24 protein-coding genes are annotated in these 23,854 nt (G+C 65.0%); 13 read left to right on the top strand and 11 right to left on the bottom strand.

All coding sequences use genetic code 11. The features are described from left to right. Positions 1–333 precede the first annotated feature (333 nt). Complete coding sequence (locus QCE69_RS04110) at positions 334–1,605, top strand: polyhydroxyalkanoate depolymerase (RefSeq protein WP_309807809.1); 1,272 nt, start codon at positions 334–336, stop codon at positions 1,603–1,605. Positions 1,606–1,688: 83 nt separating this feature from the next. Here QCE69_RS04110 and QCE69_RS04105 read toward each other — a convergent pair whose 3' ends face one another. Continuing rightward, positions 1,689–2,321: a TetR family transcriptional regulator gene (locus QCE69_RS04105; RefSeq protein ID WP_309914797.1), complete on the bottom strand. Its 633-nt coding sequence runs from the start codon at positions 2,319–2,321 to the stop codon at positions 1,689–1,691. A 391-nt stretch (positions 2,322–2,712) separates the two neighbouring features. Here QCE69_RS04105 and rsxB point away from each other — a divergent pair, with 391 nt between their 5' ends. From rsxB to QCE69_RS04090, 3 genes are all read left to right on the top strand, one after another. Beyond that, the gene (gene rsxB / locus QCE69_RS04100; RefSeq protein ID WP_309929549.1) at positions 2,713–3,564 is read left to right on the top strand and encodes an electron transport complex subunit RsxB; all 852 of its coding nucleotides are present in this window, start codon (positions 2,713–2,715) and stop codon (positions 3,562–3,564) included. A gap of 16 nt (positions 3,565–3,580) precedes the next feature. Continuing rightward, positions 3,581–4,225, top strand: a complete 645-nt coding sequence (gene nth, locus QCE69_RS04095; RefSeq protein ID WP_309807804.1) for an endonuclease III — start codon at positions 3,581–3,583, stop codon at positions 4,223–4,225. An 84-nt stretch (positions 4,226–4,309) separates the two neighbouring features. Then, positions 4,310–4,741 carry a DUF1841 family protein gene (locus QCE69_RS04090; protein WP_309914792.1) on the top strand — a complete coding sequence of 144 codons (432 nt, stop codon included), beginning with the start codon at positions 4,310–4,312 and terminating at the stop codon, positions 4,739–4,741. A gap of 82 nt (positions 4,742–4,823) precedes the next feature. Here QCE69_RS04090 and QCE69_RS04085 read toward each other — a convergent pair whose 3' ends face one another. Together QCE69_RS04085 and QCE69_RS04080 are read right to left on the bottom strand one after the other, a co-directional pair. After that, positions 4,824–5,198, bottom strand: a complete 375-nt coding sequence (locus tag QCE69_RS04085; RefSeq protein WP_404984119.1) for a c-type cytochrome — start codon at positions 5,196–5,198, stop codon at positions 4,824–4,826. Between the two features lie 42 nt (positions 5,199–5,240). Continuing rightward, on the bottom strand, positions 5,241–5,606 hold the full coding sequence (locus QCE69_RS04080) for a c-type cytochrome (RefSeq protein ID WP_061121774.1): 366 nt from the start codon (positions 5,604–5,606) through the stop codon (positions 5,241–5,243). Between the two features lie 397 nt (positions 5,607–6,003). Between QCE69_RS04080 and QCE69_RS04075 the strand changes: the two genes are divergently transcribed. From QCE69_RS04075 to tal, 4 genes are all read left to right on the top strand, one after another. Beyond that, on the top strand, positions 6,004–6,846 hold the full coding sequence (locus tag QCE69_RS04075; RefSeq protein ID WP_309807801.1) for a MoxR family ATPase: 843 nt from the start codon (positions 6,004–6,006) through the stop codon (positions 6,844–6,846). An 18-nt stretch (positions 6,847–6,864) separates the two neighbouring features. After that, the gene (locus QCE69_RS04070; RefSeq protein WP_309914789.1) at positions 6,865–8,040 is read left to right on the top strand and encodes a VWA domain-containing protein; all 1,176 of its coding nucleotides are present in this window, start codon (positions 6,865–6,867) and stop codon (positions 8,038–8,040) included. 29 nt (positions 8,041–8,069) lie between these two features. Continuing rightward, positions 8,070–9,266: a benzoate/H(+) symporter BenE family transporter gene (locus QCE69_RS04065; RefSeq protein WP_309929546.1), complete on the top strand. Its 1,197-nt coding sequence runs from the start codon at positions 8,070–8,072 to the stop codon at positions 9,264–9,266. Positions 9,267–9,570: 304 nt separating this feature from the next. Next, positions 9,571–10,524: a transaldolase gene (gene tal / locus QCE69_RS04060; RefSeq protein ID WP_309914782.1), complete on the top strand. Its 954-nt coding sequence runs from the start codon at positions 9,571–9,573 to the stop codon at positions 10,522–10,524. Between the two features lie 83 nt (positions 10,525–10,607). Here the strand turns inward: tal and QCE69_RS04055 are convergent, their stop codons facing one another. The 6 genes from QCE69_RS04055 to QCE69_RS04030 form a co-directional block, all read right to left on the bottom strand. Continuing rightward, complete coding sequence (locus tag QCE69_RS04055; protein ID WP_309914779.1) at positions 10,608–11,717, bottom strand: FUSC family protein; 1,110 nt, start codon at positions 11,715–11,717, stop codon at positions 10,608–10,610. A gap of 154 nt (positions 11,718–11,871) precedes the next feature. Next, the gene (gene mctP, locus QCE69_RS04050; RefSeq protein WP_309919607.1) at positions 11,872–13,422 is read right to left on the bottom strand and encodes a monocarboxylate uptake permease MctP; all 1,551 of its coding nucleotides are present in this window, start codon (positions 13,420–13,422) and stop codon (positions 11,872–11,874) included. Beyond that, a complete protein-coding gene (locus QCE69_RS04045) occupies positions 13,422–13,670 on the bottom strand; it encodes a DUF3311 domain-containing protein (RefSeq protein ID WP_309807794.1) in 249 nt (82 codons plus the stop codon). The genes mctP and QCE69_RS04045 overlap by 1 nt, the downstream gene beginning before the upstream one ends. A 246-nt stretch (positions 13,671–13,916) precedes the next feature. Next, positions 13,917–14,840, bottom strand: a complete 924-nt coding sequence (locus tag QCE69_RS04040; RefSeq protein ID WP_309929545.1) for a spermidine synthase — start codon at positions 14,838–14,840, stop codon at positions 13,917–13,919. After that, complete coding sequence (locus QCE69_RS04035; RefSeq protein ID WP_309929542.1) at positions 14,809–15,315, bottom strand: DNA-deoxyinosine glycosylase; 507 nt, start codon at positions 15,313–15,315, stop codon at positions 14,809–14,811. The genes QCE69_RS04040 and QCE69_RS04035 overlap by 32 nt, the downstream gene beginning before the upstream one ends. Further along, positions 15,312–15,953: a chorismate lyase gene (locus QCE69_RS04030; protein ID WP_309914769.1), complete on the bottom strand. Its 642-nt coding sequence runs from the start codon at positions 15,951–15,953 to the stop codon at positions 15,312–15,314. The genes QCE69_RS04035 and QCE69_RS04030 overlap by 4 nt, the downstream gene beginning before the upstream one ends. A 157-nt stretch (positions 15,954–16,110) precedes the next feature. Here QCE69_RS04030 and QCE69_RS04025 point away from each other — a divergent pair, with 157 nt between their 5' ends. Then, on the top strand, positions 16,111–16,368 hold the full coding sequence (locus QCE69_RS04025; protein ID WP_309914767.1) for a hypothetical protein: 258 nt from the start codon (positions 16,111–16,113) through the stop codon (positions 16,366–16,368). Positions 16,369–16,424: 56 nt separating this feature from the next. Here QCE69_RS04025 and htpG read toward each other — a convergent pair whose 3' ends face one another. Then, on the bottom strand, positions 16,425–18,329 hold the full coding sequence (gene htpG / locus QCE69_RS04020) for a molecular chaperone HtpG (protein ID WP_309914764.1): 1,905 nt from the start codon (positions 18,327–18,329) through the stop codon (positions 16,425–16,427). A gap of 180 nt (positions 18,330–18,509) precedes the next feature. Between htpG and QCE69_RS04015 the strand changes: the two genes are divergently transcribed. Further along, positions 18,510–19,064 (top strand): Rhs element Vgr protein, encoded by a 555-nt coding sequence (locus QCE69_RS04015; RefSeq protein ID WP_309914761.1) that lies wholly within the window; start codon positions 18,510–18,512, stop codon positions 19,062–19,064. 15 nt (positions 19,065–19,079) lie between these two features. Here QCE69_RS04015 and QCE69_RS04010 read toward each other — a convergent pair whose 3' ends face one another. Continuing rightward, positions 19,080–20,543, bottom strand: coding sequence for a PLP-dependent aminotransferase family protein (locus tag QCE69_RS04010; protein ID WP_309929540.1), 1,464 nt, complete (start codon positions 20,541–20,543; stop codon positions 19,080–19,082). Between the two features lie 199 nt (positions 20,544–20,742). Between QCE69_RS04010 and QCE69_RS04005 the strand changes: the two genes are divergently transcribed. From QCE69_RS04005 to QCE69_RS03995, 3 genes are all read left to right on the top strand, one after another. Then, positions 20,743–21,558: a VOC family protein gene (locus QCE69_RS04005; protein ID WP_309929538.1), complete on the top strand. Its 816-nt coding sequence runs from the start codon at positions 20,743–20,745 to the stop codon at positions 21,556–21,558. A 26-nt stretch (positions 21,559–21,584) separates the two neighbouring features. Next, the gene (locus QCE69_RS04000; protein WP_309914753.1) at positions 21,585–22,526 is read left to right on the top strand and encodes a DMT family transporter; all 942 of its coding nucleotides are present in this window, start codon (positions 21,585–21,587) and stop codon (positions 22,524–22,526) included. 100 nt (positions 22,527–22,626) lie between these two features. Next, positions 22,627–23,823 (top strand): PLP-dependent aminotransferase family protein, encoded by a 1,197-nt coding sequence (locus QCE69_RS03995; RefSeq protein ID WP_309914750.1) that lies wholly within the window; start codon positions 22,627–22,629, stop codon positions 23,821–23,823. Positions 23,824–23,854 lie beyond the last annotated feature (31 nt).

The raw sequence follows: 23,854 nt of genomic DNA, 5'->3' as shown, positions 1-23,854 counted from the left end.
CGCACAAAAATCATCCAGTTTTAAGTAGCATCTGAAGTGTTGTGTAAAAGCCGGCAGTTTCGACCGACCAATTGAATCGAACGCACATTACCCGGAAAATCTTGCACTCAAGATCGAAGAAGCTGCGGTCGTCAAGTTTCGTTTGTGTTCAAAGAGCACCGCTTCCTGTGAAGCGGCAGTGATCGCAGAAAGACAGTGCCTCGGCCGTGCGGCGTCAGCCCGCCGCGCAGCCGGGGATCATCCAGTACCGTTGAACGTCGTCGCCGGGCCGTCTTTTTTCGGGTCGCAGGCATCAACGGGGTACCGGTTCCGACCGGAGTTACCGGGGCAACCATGCTCTATCAAATCCACGAATTCCAGCGAGCGGTGCTGTCTCCCCTCACAGCATGGGCTCAGGCCGCATCGAAGTCCTTCGTCAACCCGGCCAGCCCCCTCGCCTACGTGCCCGGCTCCACGCGCTTCGCCGCGGCCTACGAACTGCTCTACCGGCTGGGCAAGGATTACGAAAAGCCGGAGTTCGAACTGCATCAGATCGTCAAGGACGGTCACAACATTCCTATCGTCGAGCAGACGGTGATCGAGAAGCCCTTCTGCCGGCTGCTCCGCTTCAAGCGCTTCGCCGATGACAGCGCCACCGTCACCAAGCTGAAGAACGAACCCATCGTGCTGGTATGCGCGCCGCTGTCCGGCCATCACTCCACGTTGCTGCGCGACACGGTGAAAACCCTTCTGCAGGATCACAAGGTCTACATCACCGACTGGCTCGACGCCCGCATGGTGCCGATCGAAAACGGTCCGTTCCATCTGGACGACTACGTCGAGTACATCCAGGAGTTCATCCGTCACATCGGCGCGAAGGACCTGCACGTGATCTCGGTGTGCCAGCCGACCGTGCCCGTGCTCGCCGCCATTTCGCTGATGGCGAGCCGCGGCGAAGACACGCCGCGCACGATGACCATGATGGGCGGCCCGATCGACGCGCGCCGCAGCCCCACATCGGTCAACTCGCTGGCGAACGAGCATTCCTACGAATGGTTCGAGAACAACGTCATCTACACGGTGCCGGCGAACTATCCGGGCGTCGGCCGCAAGGTCTATCCGGGCTTCCTGCAGCACGCGGGCTTCGTCGCGATGAATCCGGAGCGCCATCTGACCGCGCATTGGGACTTCTATCAGAACCTGCTGCGCGGCGACGACGACGACGCCGAGCAACATCGCCGCTTCTACGATGAATACAACGCCGTGCTGGACATGGCCGCCGAGTATTACCTCGAGACCATCCGCATCGTGTTCCAGGAGTTCCGGCTCGCGGAAGGCACGTGGGAAGTGAATGGCGAGATGGTGCGTCCGCAGGACATCAAGCACACGGCGCTGTTCACGATCGAAGGCGAGCTGGACGACATCTCCGGCAGCGGCCAGACGCGCGCCGCGCATGACCTGTGCACCGGCCTGCCTGCGAAGAACAAGCGCCACTTCACGGCAGAGAAGGCCGGCCACTATGGCATCTTCTCGGGCCGCCGCTGGCGCACGATGGTGTATCCGCAACTGCGCGAGTTCATCCTCGAACACGACAAGCAGCCGAAGAGCGAGGCCGTGCCCGCCTGAGGTCCGCTTTCAGCGCAGCATCAACAAAAACGTCGCGCCTGCTTCCAGGCGCGACGTTTTGTTTTCTGCGACCCACACGGCCTTCAGCGCCGCGTCAGATAGGCCAATAACAGTTCGGTATTCATGCGCACGATCTGCTCGCGCTGATGGGCTTCGTTGAAGTCGAGCCCGAAGGTCGCTTCCAGCGTGAAGCGGTTTGACACGATGTAATAACCGAGACCCGAGAGCGTGACGTAGAACCTGAGCGGTTCGACGTCATTGCGGAACAAGCCGGCTTTCTGGCCGCGCTCGAGAATGGCGGTCAGCGTTGTGACGATGGGCGAGATCAACTCGCGGATCCGGTTCGATCCCTTGATGTAGCGCGCCTCATGCAGGTTCTCGTTGTTGATGAGACGCAGCAGTTCCGGATGATCGCGGTAGTAATCCCAGACGAAATGCGCGAGACGCGTCATGGCTTCGATGGGCGCGACGCCATCCAGTTCGAGCGTGCGCTCGGCTTCGACGAGCGCGGACAGCGCATGCTCCAGTACCGCCGTGAACAGCTGCTCCTTGCTGCCGAAGTAGTAATAGAGCATGCGTTCATTGGTTTCGGCCCGGCGCGCGATCTGGTCGACGCGGGCGCCGAACAGGCCACCGGCTGCAAACTCCTCCGCGGCGGCAAGCAGGATACGACGCCGGGTGCCTTCAGGATCTCTTTTGATTTTCGGCTGATTCATGGTGGCATGATTCGAGAGCCGCGTTGCCGGATGAGCGCCACGCAGCCCGGGACGGGAGACATGACGTGAACGGGCGCGCCAAGGTGATTGGGGAACACCGTCCTGCAGTCCAACGAAAGCGATTTGATTATGCGCATATCGAAGAACGTTGGCAATTGGGATTGAAAGCTGGCCGTCACGCCCCTGCCGACTTCGGCGATAATGACGGACAAAACCGGGCACGCGCCCGCTGACGGAACGCGTGACCTGCCCCACATGCAACAGGCCTGGACCAGGCAGTGTGCGAGCTGCTTCGAACCCGCAGCGCTTCCGGCGCCTTCGAAGCGTCCGGCCAACGCGGCAACGCCCGCGTCCACGCTGCGTCAATTTCCCGGCATCAAAGCACTTCCCCGTGACCGCAACCGTTTCCAGGACGCTCGCCGAGCGCATCGAAGACCTGCTGCCGCAGACACAATGCACCAAGTGCGGCTACCCGGCGTGCCGGCCTTATGCTGAAGCCATCGCCGCCGGCGAGGGCAACCATAATCAGTGCCCGCCGGGCGGCGCCGAAGGCATCGCGCGCATTGCGGCGCTGCTCGGCAAGCCGGTGATCCCGCTCGACACGACGCATGGCATCGAACGGCCGCGGCCGGTGGCCGTCATCGACGAAAGCGTGTGCATCGGCTGCACGTTGTGCATGCAGGCCTGTCCGGTCGATGCCATCGTCGGCGCGGCGAAACAGATGCATACGGTCATCACGGAACTGTGTACGGGCTGCGACCTGTGCGTGCCGCCCTGCCCGGTGGATTGCATCGCGATGATTTCCGTCACCGGCACGCGCACCGGATGGGATGCCTGGAGTCAGCCCGAAGCCAACGCCGCCCGCACGCGTCACGACCGCCGCACGGCGCGTCTCGAGCGCGAGCGCGCGGCCGCCGAAGCGAAGGCGAACGCGCGCCAGGCATCGCGCACCGCGCAGGCGGCGGAGACAAGCGCGGCGACCTCCGCGCCACAATCTCCGTCGCTCGCGCAGCCCGCCCCGGCAGACGATCCCGAAGCGAAGAAACGCGCGATCATCCAGGCCGCGCTGGACCGCGCGCGCAAGAAGAAGGAAGAGATGGCGAAGCTGGGCGCGGGACCGAAGAATACGGAGCACGTGAGCCCCGCGGTGCAGGCGCAGATCGACGCAGCCGACGCGCGCCGCCGCCGTCTCGGCCTGAAAGAAGACAACCCCGCGCCGCAGGATCCCGATAAACCCGCGTGAACACCGACCTCGACCCATGAACGCCAGGAAACGCCACGCGATCTTCGAAACGCTGCAGAGCCTGAACCCGCATCCGGTCACCGAACTGGAATACACGACGCCCTTCGAGCTGCTGATCGCCGTGATGCTCTCCGCGCAGGCCACCGATGTCTCCGTCAACAAGGCGATGCGCAAGATGTTTCCGCTCGCGAACACGCCGGCGGCCGTGCTGGCGCTCGGCGAGGAAGGCGTGACCGAGCATATCCGCACGATCGGGCTTTATCGCACCAAGGCGAAGAACGTGATCGCGACGTGCCGCATTCTGATCGACCAATACGGCGGCGAGGTGCCCGACAACCGCGAGGCGCTCGAAGCGCTGCCGGGCGTCGGCAGGAAGACGGCCAATGTCGTGCTGAACATCGCGTTCGGGCAACCGACCATCGCCGTCGATACCCATATCTTCCGCGTCGCCAATCGCACCGGTCTTGCGCCCGGCAAGGACGTGCGCGCAGTGGAAAGCGCGCTCGAGAAATTCACGCCGAAGGAATTCCTGCACGACGCGCATCACTGGCTGATCCTGCACGGCCGCTACGTCTGCAAGGCGCGCGTGCCCGAGTGCTGGCATTGCGTCATCGAGCCGCTGTGCGAGTACCGGCCGAAGACGCCCGCGCCGGTGGAGTAAGCCGGGTTTGAGCGGCGAAAAGCCATGCGGGCGTACAATACCGGGCTACGAAAACCCGCAATCCCGCAATCGAATCAACACCTTATGTTCAATCCCAGCCGCGACGAAGTTCGCCAGTTCTTCACCGACGCCTGGCGCAAGGAGCGCGCCGGCGAGATTCTGACGCCGCTCGAAAGCATGGCCGCCGACTGGATCAGCGAGCATCCGGAATATCAGGACGCGCTGGCCCATCCCGAAGCGCGTGAAGCCGATTATTCGCCCGATCGCGGCCAGACCAATCCGTTCCTGCATCTGTCGATGCACCTCGCCATCAGCGAACAGTTGTCCATCGACCAGCCGCCGGGCATCCGGCGCGCACACGACAAACTGGTCGCACGCCTCGGTTCGCCGCATGACGCGCAGCACGCGATCATGGAGTGTCTCGGCCAGGTCATCTGGGAAGCGCAGCGCTCGAACACGCCGCCCGATACCGACGCCTATCTCGCGCTGATCGAACGGCGCGCCTCGCGCGACTGACACGTGATCCGGCAACGCAGCCGCACCAAATGAAACACCCCGCATGCGCGGGGTGTCGATCGAACTGCCAGGGCTTCGGCCCTTACTTCTTCAGCACGAGATTGCCGTCGAGGGACTCGATGTAAGCCGCGAGATCCTTCAAATCGCTCGGCGAAAGGCTCTGCACCTGCGCCGACATGATGGCGTTGTTGCGGCCGAAGTTCGGATTGTTGCCGCCGATCTGATACTGACGCAGCGCCCAGTAGATATACGTGGCGTGCTGGCCCGCGAGACGCGGATACTCTCCGCTCACCGGCTTGTTGAGACCGGGGCCGTGGCAGGCCGCGCAGTTGTGGCTGTCGGACAGCGCCTTGCCGTTGCTGATGTCGGCCGCGTGCGCCGTGCCGAACGCCGTCATGCCGATCAGCGCCGCCGCGCATGCTGCCTTGATGCTGCGAAGTGCCTTCGAGGGCTTCATGAATTCTCCTTCCCGTTGTCGCTTTGCGGTGTCACGCGCGGATTACTTGTCGGGATTGTTCTTTGATTGGGGAGTCTGCGCGGCGTAGTACGCGGCGATATCGGCGATATCCTGATCCGACAGCGTGGTCGCGATGGCGCGCATCGTGTCGAAATGACGGTCGCCCTTCTTGTAGGCATGCAGCGCGTTGGCAATGTACTGCGCGTTCTGGCCGCCCAGCATCGGCACTTCGTAGACTTCGGGATACGCGGTGCGATAGCCGGGGATGCCGTGGCAGCCGATGCACATCGCAACCTTGCCCTCTGCGGCCTTCGCGTTACCGACGACGTCGGCCGACGCCTGGGTCGCGAAGCCGGCGAGACCGGACAGCGCTGCAATCACGGCACATTTGCCGACAAAATTGTTCATAGCTCTTCTAACCTGGCTTGAGGGGAAATCCGGCGCTCACAAGGCCGCGGCCCGCGCCGAGCGCATACAACCTTCTCGGGACTGTTTGCTGCTGCAGGGTCTGGCGCCACGCAGGCCAAAAAAATCGCGCTAATTGTACCGCGCGACCTACCCTCCGTCCACACGCGCACCCTCTCGCAGCCTTGCTGGCAAGGGGAATCGCCTGAAAAGGACTGCGCTTCGCTGCGACAATTCGTCCCTGTACAAGCAACGAGCCCGCCTGCGCGCTCGCTCCCGCCCCACCGCGACGAAGCGCCGAAGCTGCGCGTGAAGCGGCTCACACGATACCCGGCGGCCCCCGATGCCGAAAGGGCTTCTGACTTATACTGGGATTTTTTTCTCTGACCGGATCTTCGTCATGCGTTTCGAGGGCTCATCGCAGTACGTCGCAACCGACGATCTCAAGCTCGCGGTGAACGCCGCGATGACGCTGCAACGGCCGCTGCTGATCAAGGGCGAACCCGGCACCGGCAAGACCATGCTTGCCGAGGAAGTGGCCGGCGCGCTCGGCATGCCGCTCCTGCAATGGCACATCAAGTCCACGACGAAGGCCCAGCAAGGTCTGTACGAATACGACGCCGTCTCGCGCCTGCGCGACTCGCAGCTCGGCGACGAACGCGTGAAGGACATCCGCAACTACATCGTCAAGGGCGTGCTGTGGCAGGCCTTCGAGTCGGACCAGCCGAGCGTGTTGCTGATCGATGAAATCGACAAGGCCGACATCGAATTCCCGAACGATCTGCTCCGCGAACTCGACCGCATGGAGTTCTACGTCTATGAGACGCGCGAACTGATCAAGGCAAAGCAGCGCCCGCTCGTCATCATCACGTCGAACAACGAGAAGGAACTGCCCGACGCGTTCCTGCGCCGCTGCTTCTTCCACTACATCCGCTTCCCCGATGCCGAAACGATGAAGGCCATCGTCGAGGTGCACTTTCCGAACATCCGCCAGGACCTGCTCGCCGCGGCGATGCAGAGCTTCTTCGAACTGCGCCAGGTGTCCGGCTTGAAGAAGAAGCCGTCCACGTCCGAACTGCTCGACTGGCTGCGTCTCCTGCTCGCCGAAGACATCGCGCCCGAGGCGCTGCGCTCGGCCGACGACAAGCAGATCGTGCCGCCGCTGCACGGCGCCTTGCTCAAGAACGAGCAGGATGTCGCGCTGTTCGAGCGGCTCCTGTTCATGAACCGCAATCATCGTTGAGCCGATGGTGAGCGCGCCATGCTGATCGACTTCTTCTACTCGCTGCGCGACGCGAAGCTGCCCGTCTCGGTGAAGGAATACCTGACGCTGCTCGAGGCGCTGAAGGCGCAGGTGATCGCGCCGTCGCTCGACGAGTTCTACTTCCTCGCGCGCATGACGCTCGTGAAGGACGAAAAGTACTTCGACAAGTTCGATCGCGCGTTCGGCGCCTACTTCCACGGGCTCGCGCAACTGCCCGACGAAGCCTTCGACATTCCGCTCGACTGGCTCAAGAAGCGTCTCGATCGCGAGTTCACCGCCGAGGAAAAGAAGCGCATCGAGGCGCTCGGCGGTCTCGACAAGCTGATGGAGCGCCTCAAGGCGCTGCTCGACGAACAGAAGGAACGTCACGAAGGCGGCAGCAAGTGGATCGGCACCGGCGGCACGTCGCCGTTCGGACATGGCGGCTACAACCCGGAAGGCATCCGCATCGGCGGGGAATCGTCGGGGAACCGCACGGCGGTGAAGGTGTGGGACCAGCGCGCCTATCAGGACTACGACGACCAGGTCGAGATCGGCACGCGCAACATCAAGGTCGCGCTGCGGCGGCTGCGGCGCTTCGCGCGCGAAGGCGCGGCCGAAGAACTGGATCTCCCGGACACCATCCGCAGCACCGCCGCCAACGCCGGCTGGCTCGACATCAAGATGGTGCCCGAGCGCCACAACAACGTGAAGGTGCTGATGCTGCTCGATGTCGGCGGCTCGATGGACGACCACATCAAGCGCGTCGAGGAGCTGTTCTCCGCCGCCAAGGCCGAGTTCAAGCATCTCGAGTTCTATTACTTCCACAACTGCGTGTATGACTATCTGTGGAAGCACAACCGGCGCCGTCATCAGGAACGCACGCCGACGCTCGACGTCATGCACAAGTTCACGCCGGACTACAAGCTGATCTTCGTCGGCGATGCCACCATGAGCCCCTACGAGGTGTTGCAGCCGGGCGGCTCGGTCGAATACAACAACGCCGAAGCGGGCGCCGTGTGGCTGCGCAGGCTCGCCGACCAGTTCCCGCATCACGCGTGGCTCAACCCGGAGCCGGAGCGTCTGTGGGAATACCGCCAGTCGATCGGTGCGATCCGCCAGATCCTCGGCAACCGCATGTATGGCCTCACGATGTCCGGCCTCGAAAGCGCGATGCGCGCGCTGTCGAAATAAATCCATAAAAGCCAAGAAGCAGAACCACCATGAAAGTCCCGTCTGCGGCGCCCGTCGCGCTGCGCCCGTTGTTCGACTCGTCCCTGTCCACTGTCGTCGCCGGCTTCGTTGCGATGATGACGGGCTACACCAGTTCGCTCGTGCTGATGTTCCAGGCCGGCCAGGCCGCGCATCTCAGCGATGCGCAGATCTCGTCGTGGATCTGGGCGCTGTCCATTGGCATGGCGGTGTGCACCATCGGACTGTCGCTGCGTTACCGCGCGCCGATCGTCATCGCCTGGTCCACGCCGGGCGCCGCGCTGCTCGTCTCCTCGCTGCCGAACGTCCCGTACGCGGAAGCGATCGGCGCGTTCGTCGTGTGCGCGGCGCTGCTGACCGCCGTCGGCCTGACCGGCTGGTTCGACACGCTGATGAAGCGCATTCCCGGCGGCATCGCGGCGGCACTGCTGGCGGGCATCCTGTTCGAAATCGGCATCGAGATCTTTCACGCCGCGCAGGCGCAGACGCCGCTCGTGCTCGTCATGTTCTTCACCTATCTCGCCGGCAAGCGCCTCGCGCCGCGGTATGCGATTCCCGCGACGCTCGCCGCGGGCATCGCCATGGCAGGCGCGCTCGGGCTGCTCGATTTCTCGCGCTTTCACGTCGCGCTCGCGCATCCCGTCTTCACGATGCCCGCGTTTTCCGTGTCGGCTGCGATCAGCATCGGCATCCCGCTGTTCGTCGTCGCGATGGCCTCGCAGAACGTGCCCGGCATCGCGGTCCTGCGCGCCGACGGCTACACCACGCCGTCCGCCCCGCTCATCTCGGCCACCGGCTTCGCTTCGCTGCTGCTCGCGCCGTTCGGCTCGCACGGCGTGAATCTCGCCGCGATTACTGCCGCCATCTGCACCGGCCGCGAAGCCCACGAGGACCACAACCGGCGCTATACGGCGGCGGTGTGCTGCGGCGTGTTCTATCTCGTCGCCGGCGTGTTCGGTGCGACCATCGCCGCGCTGTTCGCGTCGTTTCCGAAGGCGCTGGTCGTTTCGGTGGCCGCGCTGGCGCTGTTCGGCTCGATCATGAGCGGTCTCACGAACGCGATGCAGGATCCGCGGCAGCGAGAACCGGCGCTCGTCACGTTCATGACGACGGCGTCAGGACTCACACTGCTGTCGATCGGACCGGCGTTCTGGGGGCTGATGGCGGGCCTGGCGACGCATCTGGTACTCAATGCCCGGCGCGCGTGATTCGTCCGCCGCTTTCGTCCGCCGCTTTCGTCCGCTAATTGGCACATGCCGCGCACCGGCACGGGACATGCGCAAGGAACAAGACGGAACGCTAAAGCCCGCGCCCGGTCGAACCGGACGCGCACGCGATCAGCGCGTTTCCCGCGCGCGGGACTAGAATGACGGAATGGTTTTCAGGGGCGCGCCGCGCGATCGTGATTCCGATGGCAATCGCCATCGAAATCGCCGCGCGGCGTCGCAATCATGGGCAATCCGCGGGTTTGTTACCGCATTTTGACAAGGCGCCACGCGTCTCAGACTCGACATGACATCCGCTCTCGACCAGCTCAAGCAGTACACGACCGTCGTCGCCGACACGGGCGATTTCCAGCAATTCATCGCATTCAAGCCGCAGGATGCGACCACCAATCCGTCGCTGATCCTGAAGGCCGTCCAGAAGGACGACTACAAGCCGCTGCTCGAAAAGACCGTCAAGGAGCACGCGAAGAAGCCGATGCCGCAGATCATCGACAATCTGCTCGTCGCCTTCGGCACCGAAATCCTCAAGATCGTCCCGGGCCGCGTCTCGACCGAAGTCGATGCGCGCCTGTCGTTCGATACCCAGGCCTCCATCGCCAAGGGCCGCGAGATCATCAAGCTGTATGAGAATGCCGGCATCGACCGCAAGCGCGTGCTCATCAAGCTGGCCTCGACGTGGGAAGGCATCCGCGCCGCCGAAGTCCTGCAGAAGGAAGGCATCCACTGCAACATGACGCTGCTGTTCTCGCTCGCGCAGGCCGTCGCCGCCGCCGACGCGGGCGCGCAACTGATCTCGCCGTTCGTCGGCCGCATCTACGACTGGTACAAGAAGTCGGCCGGCGCCGAATGGGACGAAGTCAAGAACGGCGGCGCGAACGATCCGGGCGTGCAGTCGGTGCGCCGCATCTACGCGTACTACAAGAAGTTCGGCTACAAGACCGAGGTGATGGGCGCGAGCTTCCGCACCTTGAGCCAGATCACGGAACTCGCCGGCTGCGATCTGCTGACCATCAGCCCCGACCTGCTCAAGAAACTCGCCGACAGCAACGACACCGTCGAGCGCAAGCTGTCTCCGGAAGCGAGCAAGAACGAGAACGTCGAGAAAATCGCGGTCGATGAGCCGACCTTCCGTTTCGCCGTCAACGACGACGCCATGGCCACCGAGAAGCTCGCGGAAGGCATCCGCGCCTTCGCCGCCGACGCCATCAAGCTCGAGAAGCTGATCGCCGCGCTGCAGTAACGCCGGTCTCGCCTGGAACAAGAAGGACCGCAGCACCGATCCGGTGCGCGGTCCTTTTTATTTGCGGATGCGCCTGGAGAGGTTCACGCGCCGAACGGCCGAGCGCCCTCGATGTTCCATTGCCGTTCCACTTCCGAGAGTCGCAGCCGCAAGCGCTCCGCCTGTTCGACGAAGCGCATCGCGAGCCAGTGCATGCCTTCCGTGGCGTGATCGCCGGGCGACTCGGCGCACACCGTGGATTCAACGGCCGTGGTCTCCAGCGCATGATGCAGCAGGCTCACGCGGCCGAAGCGCAGCGCGCGCGCCATCTGCAGCAACTGACGGCGCACGGCGACTTCACCCGGCGAGCAGCCGAGCGCAAAACGATGTCCGCCTACGGAGGTCACTTCCGGCATCGACGTGACCAGCATTTCGAGCGCCGCGAGCATCGCGCGATGCAGCCGCTGGATTTCCTCGAGCCGCGCCATCGGCAGGTTCGTTTCCTTGGAGACCGATTCCAGCAGGCCGCGCGACTGCACCAGCCGCTGGCTCATGCGAAAGAAGCGCTTCGCCATGTCTTCCGGCAGCAGCGGCACGCCTTCGAGCAGTGCGCCGTAGATCTTCGCGCCTTCGCGCAGATTGTCGGCGAGCCGGTAGCGCCATGAATAAGTCGCGTATTGCGGCAGCACGAACGAGAAGCCGAGCGCGATCACCACGCCGATCATCACGTTCGCCGTGCGCCACAGGCCCGTCGTGAACGGCAGGTCGCCGTGGCCCGAGACGATGACCATGGTGATCGCCGTGAGCAGCGCGACGTAGCCCGCCTTGCCGATCGCGTAGTAGGCGCAGCCGCCCGCGATCGCGCACATCAGCACGAAGAACAGCATCAGCGAGCCGGTCAGCGCCTGCGCCGCGATCAGCACGAGCCCGAACGCCGCGCCGAGCATCGTGCCGATCGCGCGTTCGGCGGCCTTCTTGCGGATGTTGCCGTAGTGCTGCAAGCCGCCTACGACCACCAGCACCGAGACCGTCGCCCAGACGCCGTGCGGCACGTCGATGCCGGTGGTCACGGCAATCGACATCGCCACGGCCAGTGCGACCCGCACGCCGTGAATCAGGTTGGCGTGGCGATAGCGGAAGTACGGCGATGCAATCCAGCTGAACAGACGCGACAGACGGCCGTGTCTGACTGACGTCGATGTCGGAGAAAACATGGTTCGCTCGCGTCGATGAACATGATCGTTCGTCCGGCCGGCTCGCGCGTCGCACAAACAAGACGCCCGTAGCGGCCGGCGGCTGCTACGGGCGTTTTACCAGCTTTTCGTGAGCCGCGCCGGGTCAGCGCCCGGCGCGGCACAAGCTGCTGGATCAGCTTTCCACGATGTCCAGATAGTCTTCCGGACGCGTGCGGTCGTCCGAGCGCTTGAGGCCCAGGACGCGCACGAGCAGGCTGACGGCGACCGACACGATCAGGTTGGCGATCAGCGCCCACACGGCGGCGTAGCCCGGCACGACATAGCCGAACAGATGCAGCGGATAGATCGAGCCCTTCAGCTGCAGCGACACGGCCATCCAGGTACCGACGCCGATCCCCACCGCCCAGCCGATCAGCAGGCCGCGATGGTCGAGCACGCGCGTGTAGAGGCCGAGCACCAGCGCGGGCAGCGTCTGGATGATCCAGATGCCGCCGAGCAGTTGCAGCTGGATCGCATAGGTCAGCGGCAGCGCGAGAATGAACACCACCGCGCCCACCTTCACGATCAGCGACACCAGCTTGGCGACGTTGGTCTCCTGCTCCGGCGTCATCGACGTATTGACGAATTCGCGGTGCACGTTGCGCGTGTACAGGTTGGCGGCCGCGATCGACATGATCGCCGCCGGCACCAGCGCGCCGATGCCGATTGCCGCGAACGCCACGCCCACGAACCACGACGGGAAGTAGTGCAGGAACAGCGCCGGCACGGCGAAGTTCGCGCCGTAGGCCTTGAAGTACGGCGCGTATTCCGGCATGTCCTTCACGCCCGAAGCGAGCGCCATGTAGCCGAGCAGCGCCAGCAGGCCGAGCACCAGCGAATAAGCGGGCAGCAGCGACATGTTGCGGCGGATCGTGTTGCCCGAATTGGACGACAGGATGGCCGTGACCGAGTGCGGATACAGGAACAGCGCGAGCGCGGAACCCACCGCCAGCGTCGCATAGGCGCTGTAGCCGTTGAGGCTCGCGGCGTCGGGCGCTTTCAGCAGGATCTTCTCGGGCGGCACGATGCCGAAGATGTGGCCGAAGCCGCCGAGCTGCGCCGGAATCACGATCATCGCGGCGATGATCGTGATGTAGATCAGCACGTCCTTCACCACGGCGATCATCGCCGGTGCGCGCAGACCCGAGGTGTAGGTGTACGCGGCGAGAATCGCGAAGGCGATGATCAGCGGCAGATCGCCGACGAGGCCTTGGGTCGAGAAGCCGAGCGCACCGATCACCACTTCGATGCCGACCAGTTGCAGCGCGATGTACGGCATGGTCGCGACGATGCCGGTCAGCGCGACGGCCAGCGCCAGCATGCGGCTGTTGTAGCGGGCATGCACGAAGTCGGCGGCGGTCACATAGCCGTGACGCTTCGCGATGCTCCACAGCTTCGGAAACACGACGAACGCGAACGGATAGATGAGGATGGTGTACGGCAGCGCGAAGAAGCCGGTTGCGCCCGCGCCGAACACGAGCGCCGGAACCGCGACGAAGGTGTAGGCCGTATAGAGGTCGCCGCCGAGCAGGAACCAGGTGACGATGGTGCCGAAGCGACGGCCGCCGAGACCCCATTCGTCGAGCTGGGCGAGATCGCCCTTGCGCCAGTGCGCGGCGATGAAGCCGAGAATCGTGACGCCGACGAAGAAGAGGACGAAGACGAAGGTTGCGGTGGAATTCATCATCGCGCGCCTCCGCTCTTGCGATTCGAGGGCAGCGCCTTGGTCTTCTTGTAGACGACCGCGGTAATCACCGCGCTGATCAGCACCCACAACAACTGGTACCAGTAGAAATACGGGAAGCCCCACAACACGGGCTCGATCTTGTTATAAAACGGCACCCATACCACACCGATCCACGGAAGGATCAAAAGCCACAGCCAGTGCTTGTTGCGCGGTTGTCCAGTGCCGGTCGCAGCTTCTTGAGCCATGAACGGTCCTCTCCTCTTGTTTGATTTTGGTCTACGGTCCGGACGGATGACGTGCCGGTTGTCGTATCGGTTTTCACGCCACGTGACTGGCCTGGCGGCCGTTGAAAGCGCCCCGAAATAACAGGAGGAGTATATGGACCCTTAAAACCCGGTCAAGCAAGGGGAATCCCGACTATTCCCCTGATTTGAAAGAACTTTGTAACCATGCTGGAACGCACGCCCAGCACGGTGCCGCACGTTGGGGCGTCAGATCCGAAAGGCTTCGCCCGGCTTGAGGCCCGCGCTTTCGGCAAGACCCTTCACCCACTTCCGCGTAGGCAATCCCAACTGATCCTCGATCAGCTTCGCACGCGCCTCGAGCGCACTGAGCGGCACGTCGAGCGCGGGACCCGCGAAGGCCAGCGCGACGCGATTGCCGTCGTGCACTTCCGGCAGCGCGATCACGCGGTGATCGAACGCCTCGTTCAGATGCCGCATGTTGCGCACGAAGCTCGGATGGTCGCCGAACAGGTTCACCGTGACGACGCCCGCCGCCTGCGTGAGGCACGCGCGGCAGGCGCGATAGAACGACACGCTGTCGAGCACCGGACGCTGTGCCGCGGCGTCATACACGTCGATCTGCATGGCGCCGGTCGTGCCGTGATTCGCGCGATCGTTGACGAACTCCCACGCGTCGCGCTCGGTGACGGTGAGACGCGCGTCGTCATAAGGCAGGTCGAACATCGCGCGGGCTGCGATCACGACCGCCGGATTCACTTCCACCGCCTCGACCTGCGCGCGCTTCAGGAAGCGGTAGCAGAACTTGGTCAGCGCGGCCGCGCCCAGTCCGAGCTGCACGATCCGCTCCGGCGTCTCGATGAACAGCAGCCAGGCCATCATCTGCTGCACGTATTCGAGTTCGATGTGATCGGGCTTACGGAGACGCATCGCGCCCTGCACCCATTCCGTGCCGAAGTGCAGATAGCGCACGCCGCCCTCTTCCGAGAACGTCACCGGCGCGAAGCGCGGCTTGCGCGGCGCCTCGATGCGCGGCGCATGGGCGAGATCGTCGTCATCGTGCTCGCGCGCGGCGCGCTTCTGCTTTTGCTTCTGCTTGCCGGCGTGCTTCGAGTCCTGCTTGCGTCCGAACGCGCGGGCTTCAGCGGACGCGCGTTTGATCAGTGTCGTCATGGGTGAGGAGGTCGCGCCAGAGACGCAGTTTTTGGTCGAACGAGAGCATAGCATTGGCCGCACTCGACGACGGCAGCACCCGCGTCGCATAGCCCGCGGCGCCGATCACCGGTGCGAACCGGCCCGAGGTCTTGCCGTTGAAGCAGACGCGGCGCAACGCCGGAAAGCGCGTGTGGAACACGGCGAAGTCATTCGGCGACGCGTGGCGGATCGCGCTGTCGAGACTGCCCTCGCGCTCGCACGCCGCCAGCACGTCCCACAGGCCGATGCCATGCGCCAGGAGCCGCGTGAGCCGGTCGTCGTAGGCGAGCTCGTGCAGCGGCTCGCCGATCGCCGCGCCCACCAGGCGCCAGAACTGGTTGCGCGGATGCGCGTAATACTGGGCCGCCGCCAGCGAAGCGACGCCCGGAAAGCTGCCGAGAATCAGCGTGTGAGTGGCGTGATCGCCGATCGGCTCGAATCCGGCGAGCGTCATTTCGCTTCGCCGCGCACGACGCGCTTCGCATGCGAACTCAGATGCCCATACGCCCGCGCATGTTCGCGCCGATGCGGACCGTGGAGCGTGGCGAGCCTGGTCCATAGCGTATCGAGCATGCATTCGGTGACCATCAGCGGCGCGCCGTGCCGCTCGAACACCGAACGGCGCGCGACGAGCGTGGGTGAGACATCGTGCGATTGCCGCAAGGCCAGCCGATAGAGCGGATGACGCGCCGTCAGCCGGCGGCTTGCGAGCGCCGAACGCGACACGCTGCTGTCGCTGTATAGCAGTTCCGCGAGTGGACGCGTGCGCAAGCGGCGCATCGACTGCCATATGCCCGTGCTGTACGCCAGCGGAACGATGCTGTGCGCGACGACGAAGGGCGTGCCGTCGACCTTCAACGCCACTTCGCGCAGCCACACCGGCGTACGCGGCGTGATGCCGAGCGCGCGGGCTTCGTCCCGCCAGGGAAGACTGACGGCTTCGCGCGTGACATCGACGGTCACGGCGCCCAGCGTGCGCAGATGCGCGGTCAGCGAGCCGCCGCGCGTCAGCCAGTCTTGTTGAGCATCGGAGAGAGCGGCACAGGGGACGACGCGCCAGTGCGCATCGGTGGGATCGGTCGGCATGGACATGGCGGCGATTATAAGGGCCCCCTGCCAACGCCCGCCTTACACCCGTGCCCACCACAACCGCAGCTTAGGACGATTCGTATGGTGCGCGGCATGTCAGAAGCGGAGACTGAAATGCCGGTCGCGCGCCGCGCCGGTTTCATCCTGAGAGGCAAACAGAATGTCGGTAAACAAGAAACAAACGTCCAGACCGGTTGCGCATCTGGCGTCGGAAACACTGCATGACCCGAAGGCGTCGGCAACGGCCAAGAGCCTTGCCGCATCCGCCTTGGCTCAGTCGCATACGCGCAAGCAAACCGGTGCCGGGATGGAGCATAAAGCCAGCGAAGTGCTCCATAGCAGCAAATACGCGCCGGACACCAAAAAGCTCGCCGCGTCCGTGCTCGCGCAGTCGAACAAGGAGCGCAAGCGCAAATGAAAACAGGCGCCGCCGGTTTTCCCGGCGGCGCCTGCATCACACTGCTTTCAGACTGTTCAGCGCGCGAGCAGCAGCGCGTTGGTCCGCTTGACGAAGCTCGCCGGATCTTCCAGCGTGCCGCCTTCGGCCAGCATGGCCTGGTCGAAGAGCAGATGGCACCAGTCCGCGAAGTTGGCGTTGTCGGCGTTGAGCGCCTTCACGAGCGGATGTTCCGGATTCACTTCCAGAATCGGCTGCATCTGCGGCGCCTGCTGGCCCGCGGCTTTCAGCATGCGTTGCAGATAGCCGCTCATGTCGCCTTCGTCGGCCACCAGGCAGGTGGGCGAATCAGTGAGACGGAACGTGAGCCGCACATCCTTCGCCTTGCCTTCCAGCGCTTCCTTCATCTTCTCGACGAGCGGCTTCATGTCCTCGCCGACCTTCTCCTGCTGCTGCTTCTCTTCGTCGTTGAGCGCACCGAGATCGAGGTCGCCGCGTGCGACGCTCGCGAGCGGCTTGCCGTCGAACTCATTGAGGAACGACAGCATCCATTCGTCGACGCGATCCGTCAGCAGCAGCACTTCCACGCCCTTCTTGCGGAACACTTCCAGGTGCGGGCTGTTCTTCGCGGCCTGCCAGCTGTCGGCGGTCACGTAGTAGATCTTCGTCTGCTCGGGCTTCATGCGCGCGACATACTCCGCGAGCGAAACGGTCTGCTCGCTGCTGTCGCTGTGCGTCGAGGCGAAGCGCACCAGTTTCGCAATGCGTTCCCGGTTGCTGAAGTCTTCGCCGACGCCTTCCTTCAGCACCTGGCCGAACTCGCTCCAGAAGCTCGCGTACTTCTGCTTGCCGGCGTCGTCGGTGGCTTCGGCCGACGCGCTCGCGATGTCTTCCAGCATCGACAGCACGCGCTTGGTCACGCCTTCGCGGATCGCCTTCACATCGCGGCTTTCCTGCAGGATTTCACGCGAGACGTTGAGCGGCAGGTCCGCCGAATCCACCACGCCCTTCACGAAACGCAGATACGCGGGCAGCAGTTGCTCGGCATCGTCCATGATGAAGACGCGCTTCACGTACAGCTTGAGGCCGCCGCGATGCTCACGGTTCCACAGGTCGAACGGTGCGTGTTTCGGCACGTACAGCAGTTGCGTGTACTCGCTGCGCCCCTCGACACGGTTGTGCGTCCACGCGAGCGGCTCGTCGTGGTCGTGCGAGATGTGCTGGTAGAACTGCGTGTACTGCTCGTCGCTGATGTCGCTCTTCGGACGCGTCCACAGCGCGCTCGCCTGGTTGACGGTCTCGTCTTCGTCTTTCGTGACCATCTCGCTCTTTTCCGCGTCCCACTCTTCCTTCTTCATCAGGATGGGCAGCGCGACGTGATCCGAATACTTCTGGATGATCGACTTGAGCTTGTGCGACGACAGCAGGTCGTCTTCGTCAGCACGCAGATGCAGCGTGATGGTGGTGCCGCGTTGCGCGCGCTCGATGTCCTCGACTTCGAAATCGCCCTCGCCCGCGCTGGTCCAGCGCACGCCCTGCTCCGCCGGCAGCCCGGCGCGGCGCGTCTCGACCGTGATCTTGTCCGCAACGATGAAGCCTGAATAGAAACCCACACCGAACTGGCCGATCAGCGCCGCATCCTTCTGCTGGTCGCCCGAGAGCTTCGAGAAGAATTCCTTGGTGCCCGAACGCGCGATCGTGCCGAGATGCGAAATGGCTTCGTCGCGGCTCATGCCGATGCCGTTGTCGTCGATGGTCACGGTGCGCGCGGCCTTGTCGAACGATACGCGGATGCGCAGGTCCGGATCGTTCTCGTACAGCGCGCTGTTCTCGATCGCCTCGAAACGCAGTTTGTCGGCGGCGTCGGAGGCATTGGAAATGAGTTCGCGAAGGAAGATTTCCTTGTTGCTGTACAGCGAATGAATCATCAGGTGCAGAAGCTGTTTCACTTCTGCCTGAAAGCTCATGGTTTCTTGCGCCATGTCCGGGTCCTCTGTGTTGATTTATCTGTGTTGAAGTGATGCTGACGGCCCGGGCGGGGTACTGCGCGCCGCCTGGGCCGGCAATCCGAGCGATATCGGGGCGGTTCGGCGTTTTTCAAGGGCCGTCCGGGGCCAGGTCTTATGATGCGTCTTTGACCTCGCCGCATCGCCCGTACCGTCATGCCGCTCCTGTTCCGCCGCGCACCGCCAGGCCGTCCGCTCACGCCGGGCGAAACCGGCATGGCGCGGCTCGTGTTCGGCGACGCCATCGACTATCCGGCGGTCCGCGTCCATGCCCGCGCCTATCTGCCGTTCGGCCTGCAGCCGCCGCGCACCGCGATGGCGCCCAACGGCCAGCTGTATTTTCCGAGCGCCTGTTGTCAGGATGATTTCTCGTGCTGCGACCTCGGCAATCGCATGTGGTTCATTCACGAGATGACGCACGTATGGCAATTCCAGCTCGGCTATCCGGTCCGATGGCGCGGCGCGCTGCGCGTCGGGCTGTCCTACGCGTACCGGCTGGCCGCCGGCAAGCGTCTCGCCGACTTCAACATGGAAGCGCAAGGCAACCTGCTCGCGGATTATTTCGCGCTGCGCTTCTGCGACGGCCAGCACCGGCTCTACGAGCAGCGCTACCGGCAAATGCCCGGCGCGCTCGCGCTGTTCGAGACCGTGCTGGCGGAATTCATCCGGACGCCGTCGGCGCGGCGCAATCTGCCCGGACGAAGGCGTTAGCGCCCGCTTCAGACTTCAGGCGCTGCGCCGCGACGCACGGTCCAGATAATTCGACAGCAGTTCCGGCAACGCCGGATCGCCGCAATTGGCGACATTGAAGCGCATCCAGGTGGTCGGCGACTGCTGCGGCGAGAACAGGCTGCCCGGCGTCAGCAGGAAACCGGCTTCGTGGCCGGCGGCGGCGAGACCATCGGAATCGACGCCCGCGTCAGCCCACAGGAACATGCCCGCCGACGGCGTCGAGAACAGCCGCAGTCCGGTTTTCTCGAGCATGCGCGCGGTCTTGTCGCGCACGCCGTCGAGCCGCGTGCGCAGGCGCTCGACGTGCCGCCGGTAGTGTCCTTCGGTCAGGATCTTGTAGACGACCCGCTCGTTCAGCTCCGGACTGGTCATGCCGACGAGCATCTTCTGATCGGCCAGCGCCTTCGCGACGTCCGGCGCGGCCGCGATATAGCCGACCCGCAGGTTCGCCGCGAGCGTCTTCGAAAAGCTGCCGAGGAAGATCACGCGCTTCAACTGATCGAGCGAGGCCAGGCGCGTGGCCGGGAAGTTGGTCGGGCACAGGTCGCCGTAGACATCGTCCTCGACGACGATGAAGTCGTATTCCTGCGCCAGTTGCAGGATCCGGTACGCCTGCGCGGCCGTCAGCGAGGTGCCGGTCGGGTTCTGCAGCACGGAGTTGATGATCAGCATCTTCGGCCGCCAGGTGGCGACGAGCGTTTCGAGCGCGTCGAGGTCGGGGCCGTCCGGCGTGTACGGCATGCCGACGAGCCGCGCGCCCTGCGAGGCGAAGCGCCCGAACATCTGGAACCACGCCGGATCGCCGACGATCACCGCATCGCCCGGCTTCACATAGAGCCGCGCGATCAGGTCGATGGCCTGCGTGATGCCGGAAGTCAGCACGATCTGCCGCGCCGCCGACGCACCGATTTCCAGTTCCTCCAGCCGCGTCTGCAATTGCTGGCGCAGCGGCAGGAAGCCTTGCGGCGTGCCGAAGCCGAGCATCTGGGCGCCGCTCAGGCGGGACAGCGCGCGCAAGGCGTTGGTGATCAGTTCGCCGTCGAGCCAGCGGCCCGGCAGATAGCCCAGGCCCGGCCCTTTTTCGGGACTCGACGTGTGCAGCATGTTGCGCAGCAGCCAGACCACGTCGATGGTGTTCTGCAGCGGCTCGCGCTCCGAAGCGGCGGCGGGCGCCTCGCCCCGGGCGACGAGCGACGGCGCGGCCCGCTCGCGTACATAGAACCCGGAACCGCGGCGCGAATCGAGATAGCCATGCGCGACGAGCCGCTCATAGGCCTCGACCACGGTGAAGCGGGACACGCCCTTGTCGAGCGCGAGCTTGCGGATGGACGGCATGCGCATGCCGGGCCGGAACACCCGTTCGTCGATGCGGCGGCGGCCCCATTGCACGAGCTGGTCCACGAGGGTGAGTTGCGCGGCGTCGTGCGGGGCGGGAATCTGGTCGAGCGGGACGGACATGCGGACCTCCGGGCGGATGGCGATGCGTTGCCGGTGCTTTTGCCGAATTGTCGGGAAGAGTCAAAAACTGTACCGAACACGGCTGGGTCGATTGTACCGTTACTGTTATGGTGAGAGACGCTACATTCTCCTTTCGGGTCGCGAGAATGCTGGGCGTTGCGTCAAGCCAGGCGGCCCATCCAGTCCAACCGCGCCTGTCATGACCGATTCCCGACTCAAACTCGACCACCTCGTCATCGCCGCGCGCACGCTCGAGGAAGGCGCGCAATTCGTCGCCGCGAAGTTCGGCGTGGACACGGCGCCCGGCGGCACGCATCCGTCGATGCGCACCCACAATCGCCTGCTGAATCTGTGGGGCGGAGCCTACCTGGAAGTGATCGCGATCGATCCCGCCGCGCCCGCCGTGGAGACGCCGCGGCCACGTCTCTTCGCGCTGGACGATCCGGCGCAGCAGCAGCGCATCGCGGAACACGGTCCGCAGCTCGTGCACTGGGTGGCGCGCGTGGAGCGGCCGAAGTCGCTGACGCGCTGGCGCGAGCAGTATCCCGAACGCATCGCGCCGGTCGCGGCGATGTCGCGCGGCGCCAATACCTGGGGCCTGACTGTCCCCGACGACGGCGCGTTCCCCGCGTGGCAAGGCGCCGGACAAGGCGTGCTGCCGTCGCTGATCCAGTGGGACGCGCCGCTGCTGCCGAGCGACGTACTGCCGCCCAGCGGCATCGCGCTGCGCGCCTTGCGCGGCTTTCACGCCGATGCCGCGCGCATCGCCGAACAGCTCGCGTGGCTCGGCGCGGCGCACCTGATCCACATCGAGGCCACCTCCGGCGCGCCGGTGCTGGTGGCGGAATTCGCCCTGCCGGACGGCTCGACGCTCACCCTTGGCGAATCCGCGGAACATGCCCAGGCGCGCGAGGAAGAGGCGCTTCAGGCAGCCAGACGCCGCCGCGCGAAAAAGACCGAGCCGCAGGCACCGCAGCAACTCGACCTGCCCGGCACACCCCGACAGGACATCTGATATCCGATCCGAGGAGACACCCCACGATGAGAACCCGCGAAACCGAAGGCATGCTGCTCGGCCTGATCGGCGTGGTCATTTTCAGCCTGACGCTGCCGATGACGCGCATCGTCGTCGCGGAGGTGCATCCGCTGCTCAACGGCCTCGGCCGCGCGCTCGTCGCGGCCCTGCCCGCCGCCGCGCTGCTCGCCTGGCGGCGCGAAAAGTGGCCCACCTGGCCGCAGGTCAAGAGCCTGGCGGTTGTGTCGCTGGGCGTGATCATCGCGTTTCCGGTGTTTTCGGCGTGGTCGATGAAATACGTGCCGGCGTCGCACGGCGCGGTGGTCAACGGGCTCCAGCCGCTGTGCGTCGCGATTTATGCCGCGTGGCTCTCGCACGAACGGCCGTCGAAGCTGTTCTGGGTCAGCGCGCTCGCGGGCAGCGCGATCGTCGTCGCCTTCGCGGTGCAGACGGGCGGCGGCGGCCTGCAGGCGGGCGACCTGCTGATGCTGGTCGCGGTCGGCATCGGCGCGCTCGGCTATGCGGAAGGCGCGCGGCTCGCCCGCCAGATGGGCGGCTGGCAGGTGATCTGCTGGGCGCTCGTGCTGTCGGCGCCGTTCCTGCTCTTGCCGGTCGGCGGCCTCGCGTGGGCGCATCACACGGCGCATCCCGGGCCGCTCTCGCTCAAGGTGTGGCTGGCCTTCGGCTATGTCACGCTGTTCTCGCAGTTCATCGGCTTCTTCGCGTGGTACGCCGGACTGGCGATGGGCGGCATCGCGCGCGTGGGCCAGGTGCAACTGCTGCAGATCTTCTTCACGATGGCCTTCTCCGCGCTGTTCTTCGGCGAGCACGTGAGCGGCTCGACGTGGCTGTACGCGGCCGCCGTGATCGTGACCGTCGTGCTGGGCCGCCGGGCCGCCGTGCGTCCCGCGCCGCTGCAGACTCAGGCAGTGCCGGCACCCGCCGCCCGTCCGACGCACGCAAGATGACGCGCACGCGCGATAATGCTGGATTGCGCGTGCGCCGCTCGCCCGCGCACCCCGATTTCTGACCCAACGCGGGACCACTCCAAGCCAACCGAGGCACCCCATGAATCAAGCCGATCTCCGCGCCACCCCGTGGCAACTCTCCGAACGCGCCCGCAAGCTCACGAGCTCGGCGATTCGCGAAATCCTGAAAGTCACGGAGCGGCCGGAGGTCATTTCCTTCGCGGGCGGCCTGCCCTCGCCCGCGACCTTTCCGGTCGAGGAAATGCGGCACGCGTCGGAACGCATCCTGCGCGACCAGCCGTCCGCGGCGCTCCAGTACAGCGCGACCGAAGGCTACCTGCCGCTGCGCGAATGGGTGGCGGCGCGCTATTCGGTGAACGGCGCGTCGATCCGTCCGTCGCAGGTGCTCATCACGACCGGTTCGCAACAGGCGCTCGACCTGCTCGGCAAGACGCTGGTGGATCCGGACAGCCGCGTACTGGTCGAAACGCCGACCTACCTCGGCGCGCTCCAGTCGTTCTCGCTGTTCGAGCCTGACTACGTGCAGGTCCCCACCGACGAATCCGGCCTGGTTCCCGAAGGCCTCGACGCCGCGCTCACCGCCGGCGCGCGCCTGCTCTACGCCCAGCCCAATTTCCAGAACCCGACCGGCCGCCGCCTGCCGCTCGCGCGCCGCCAGGCGCTCGCCGCCCTCGCGAAGACCGCCGCCTTCCCGGTGATCGAAGACGACCCCTACGGCGCGCTCGACTACGCCGGCGCCCCGCTGCCCACGCTGCTTTCGATGGCGCCGGATCACATCGTGCATCTCGGCTCGTTCTCGAAGGTGCTGGCGCCGGGCCTGCGCGTGGGCTACATCATCGCGCCCGAGGAGCTGCACTACAAACTCGTGCAGGCCAAGCAGGCCACCGATCTGCACACGCCGAGCCTCACGCAGCGCATCGTCTACGAAGTGGTGAAGGACGGCTTCCTCGACCAGCACGTGCCGAAGATTCGCACACTGTATCGCGACCAGTGCGAGGCGATGCTCGACGCGCTGCAACGCCACATGCCCGCCGGCGTCGAATGGAACCGTCCTGAAGGCGGCATGTTCGTGTGGCTGACGCTGCCGAAGCACATCGACACGATGAAGCTGCTCGAGCAGTCCGTCGCGCAGAACGTGGCCTTCGTGCCGGGCGGTCCGTTCTACGCCAACACAGCTGCGCACAACACGCTGCGCCTGTCGTTCGTGACGGTGCCGCCGGCGACGATCGACGAAGGCGTCGGCCGGCTCGGCGCGCTGATCCGCGCGAGCCTCTGAATTTCCGGGGCGCCGCGCGCCTCTTCACCCG

The sequence above is a fragment of the Caballeronia sp. LZ032 genome (assembly GCF_031451315.1).
Classification (GTDB): domain Bacteria; phylum Pseudomonadota; class Gammaproteobacteria; order Burkholderiales; family Burkholderiaceae; genus Caballeronia.
This window is presented reverse-complemented; position numbering and strand designations above follow the sequence as displayed.

Bases quoted from the DNA above. Each gene is read 5' to 3' on its own strand.
- QCE69_RS04030 (WP_309914769.1), bottom strand. From the start codon at position 15,953: ATGTCCATGCCGACCGATCCCACCGATGCGCACTGGCGCGTCGTCCCC.
- QCE69_RS04085 (WP_404984119.1), bottom strand. From the start codon at position 5,198: ATGAAGCCCTCGAAGGCACTTCGCAGCATCAAGGCAGCATGCGCGGCG.
- QCE69_RS04110 (WP_309807809.1), top strand. From the start codon at position 334: ATGCTCTATCAAATCCACGAATTCCAGCGAGCGGTGCTGTCTCCCCTC.
- QCE69_RS04005 (WP_309929538.1), top strand. From the start codon at position 20,743: ATGACCGATTCCCGACTCAAACTCGACCACCTCGTCATCGCCGCGCGC.
- QCE69_RS04070 (WP_309914789.1), top strand. From the start codon at position 6,865: ATGCTGATCGACTTCTTCTACTCGCTGCGCGACGCGAAGCTGCCCGTC.
- QCE69_RS04010 (WP_309929540.1), bottom strand. From the start codon at position 20,543: ATGTCCGTCCCGCTCGACCAGATTCCCGCCCCGCACGACGCCGCGCAA.
- QCE69_RS03995 (WP_309914750.1), top strand. From the start codon at position 22,627: ATGAATCAAGCCGATCTCCGCGCCACCCCGTGGCAACTCTCCGAACGC.
- QCE69_RS04035 (WP_309929542.1), bottom strand. From the start codon at position 15,315: ATGACGCTCGCCGGATTCGAGCCGATCGGCGATCACGCCACTCACACG.
- nth (WP_309807804.1), top strand. From the start codon at position 3,581: ATGAACGCCAGGAAACGCCACGCGATCTTCGAAACGCTGCAGAGCCTG.
- QCE69_RS04015 (WP_309914761.1), top strand. From the start codon at position 18,510: ATGCCGCTCCTGTTCCGCCGCGCACCGCCAGGCCGTCCGCTCACGCCG.
- QCE69_RS04090 (WP_309914792.1), top strand. From the start codon at position 4,310: ATGTTCAATCCCAGCCGCGACGAAGTTCGCCAGTTCTTCACCGACGCC.
- QCE69_RS04045 (WP_309807794.1), bottom strand. From the start codon at position 13,670: ATGGCTCAAGAAGCTGCGACCGGCACTGGACAACCGCGCAACAAGCAC.
- tal (WP_309914782.1), top strand. From the start codon at position 9,571: ATGACATCCGCTCTCGACCAGCTCAAGCAGTACACGACCGTCGTCGCC.
- QCE69_RS04055 (WP_309914779.1), bottom strand. From the start codon at position 11,717: ATGTTTTCTCCGACATCGACGTCAGTCAGACACGGCCGTCTGTCGCGT.
- QCE69_RS04040 (WP_309929545.1), bottom strand. From the start codon at position 14,840: ATGACGACACTGATCAAACGCGCGTCCGCTGAAGCCCGCGCGTTCGGA.
- QCE69_RS04075 (WP_309807801.1), top strand. From the start codon at position 6,004: ATGCGTTTCGAGGGCTCATCGCAGTACGTCGCAACCGACGATCTCAAG.
- QCE69_RS04065 (WP_309929546.1), top strand. From the start codon at position 8,070: ATGAAAGTCCCGTCTGCGGCGCCCGTCGCGCTGCGCCCGTTGTTCGAC.
- QCE69_RS04025 (WP_309914767.1), top strand. From the start codon at position 16,111: ATGTCGGTAAACAAGAAACAAACGTCCAGACCGGTTGCGCATCTGGCG.
- QCE69_RS04105 (WP_309914797.1), bottom strand. From the start codon at position 2,321: ATGAATCAGCCGAAAATCAAAAGAGATCCTGAAGGCACCCGGCGTCGT.
- mctP (WP_309919607.1), bottom strand. From the start codon at position 13,422: ATGAATTCCACCGCAACCTTCGTCTTCGTCCTCTTCTTCGTCGGCGTC.
- htpG (WP_309914764.1), bottom strand. From the start codon at position 18,329: ATGGCGCAAGAAACCATGAGCTTTCAGGCAGAAGTGAAACAGCTTCTG.
- QCE69_RS04080 (WP_061121774.1), bottom strand. From the start codon at position 5,606: ATGAACAATTTTGTCGGCAAATGTGCCGTGATTGCAGCGCTGTCCGGT.
- QCE69_RS04000 (WP_309914753.1), top strand. From the start codon at position 21,585: ATGAGAACCCGCGAAACCGAAGGCATGCTGCTCGGCCTGATCGGCGTG.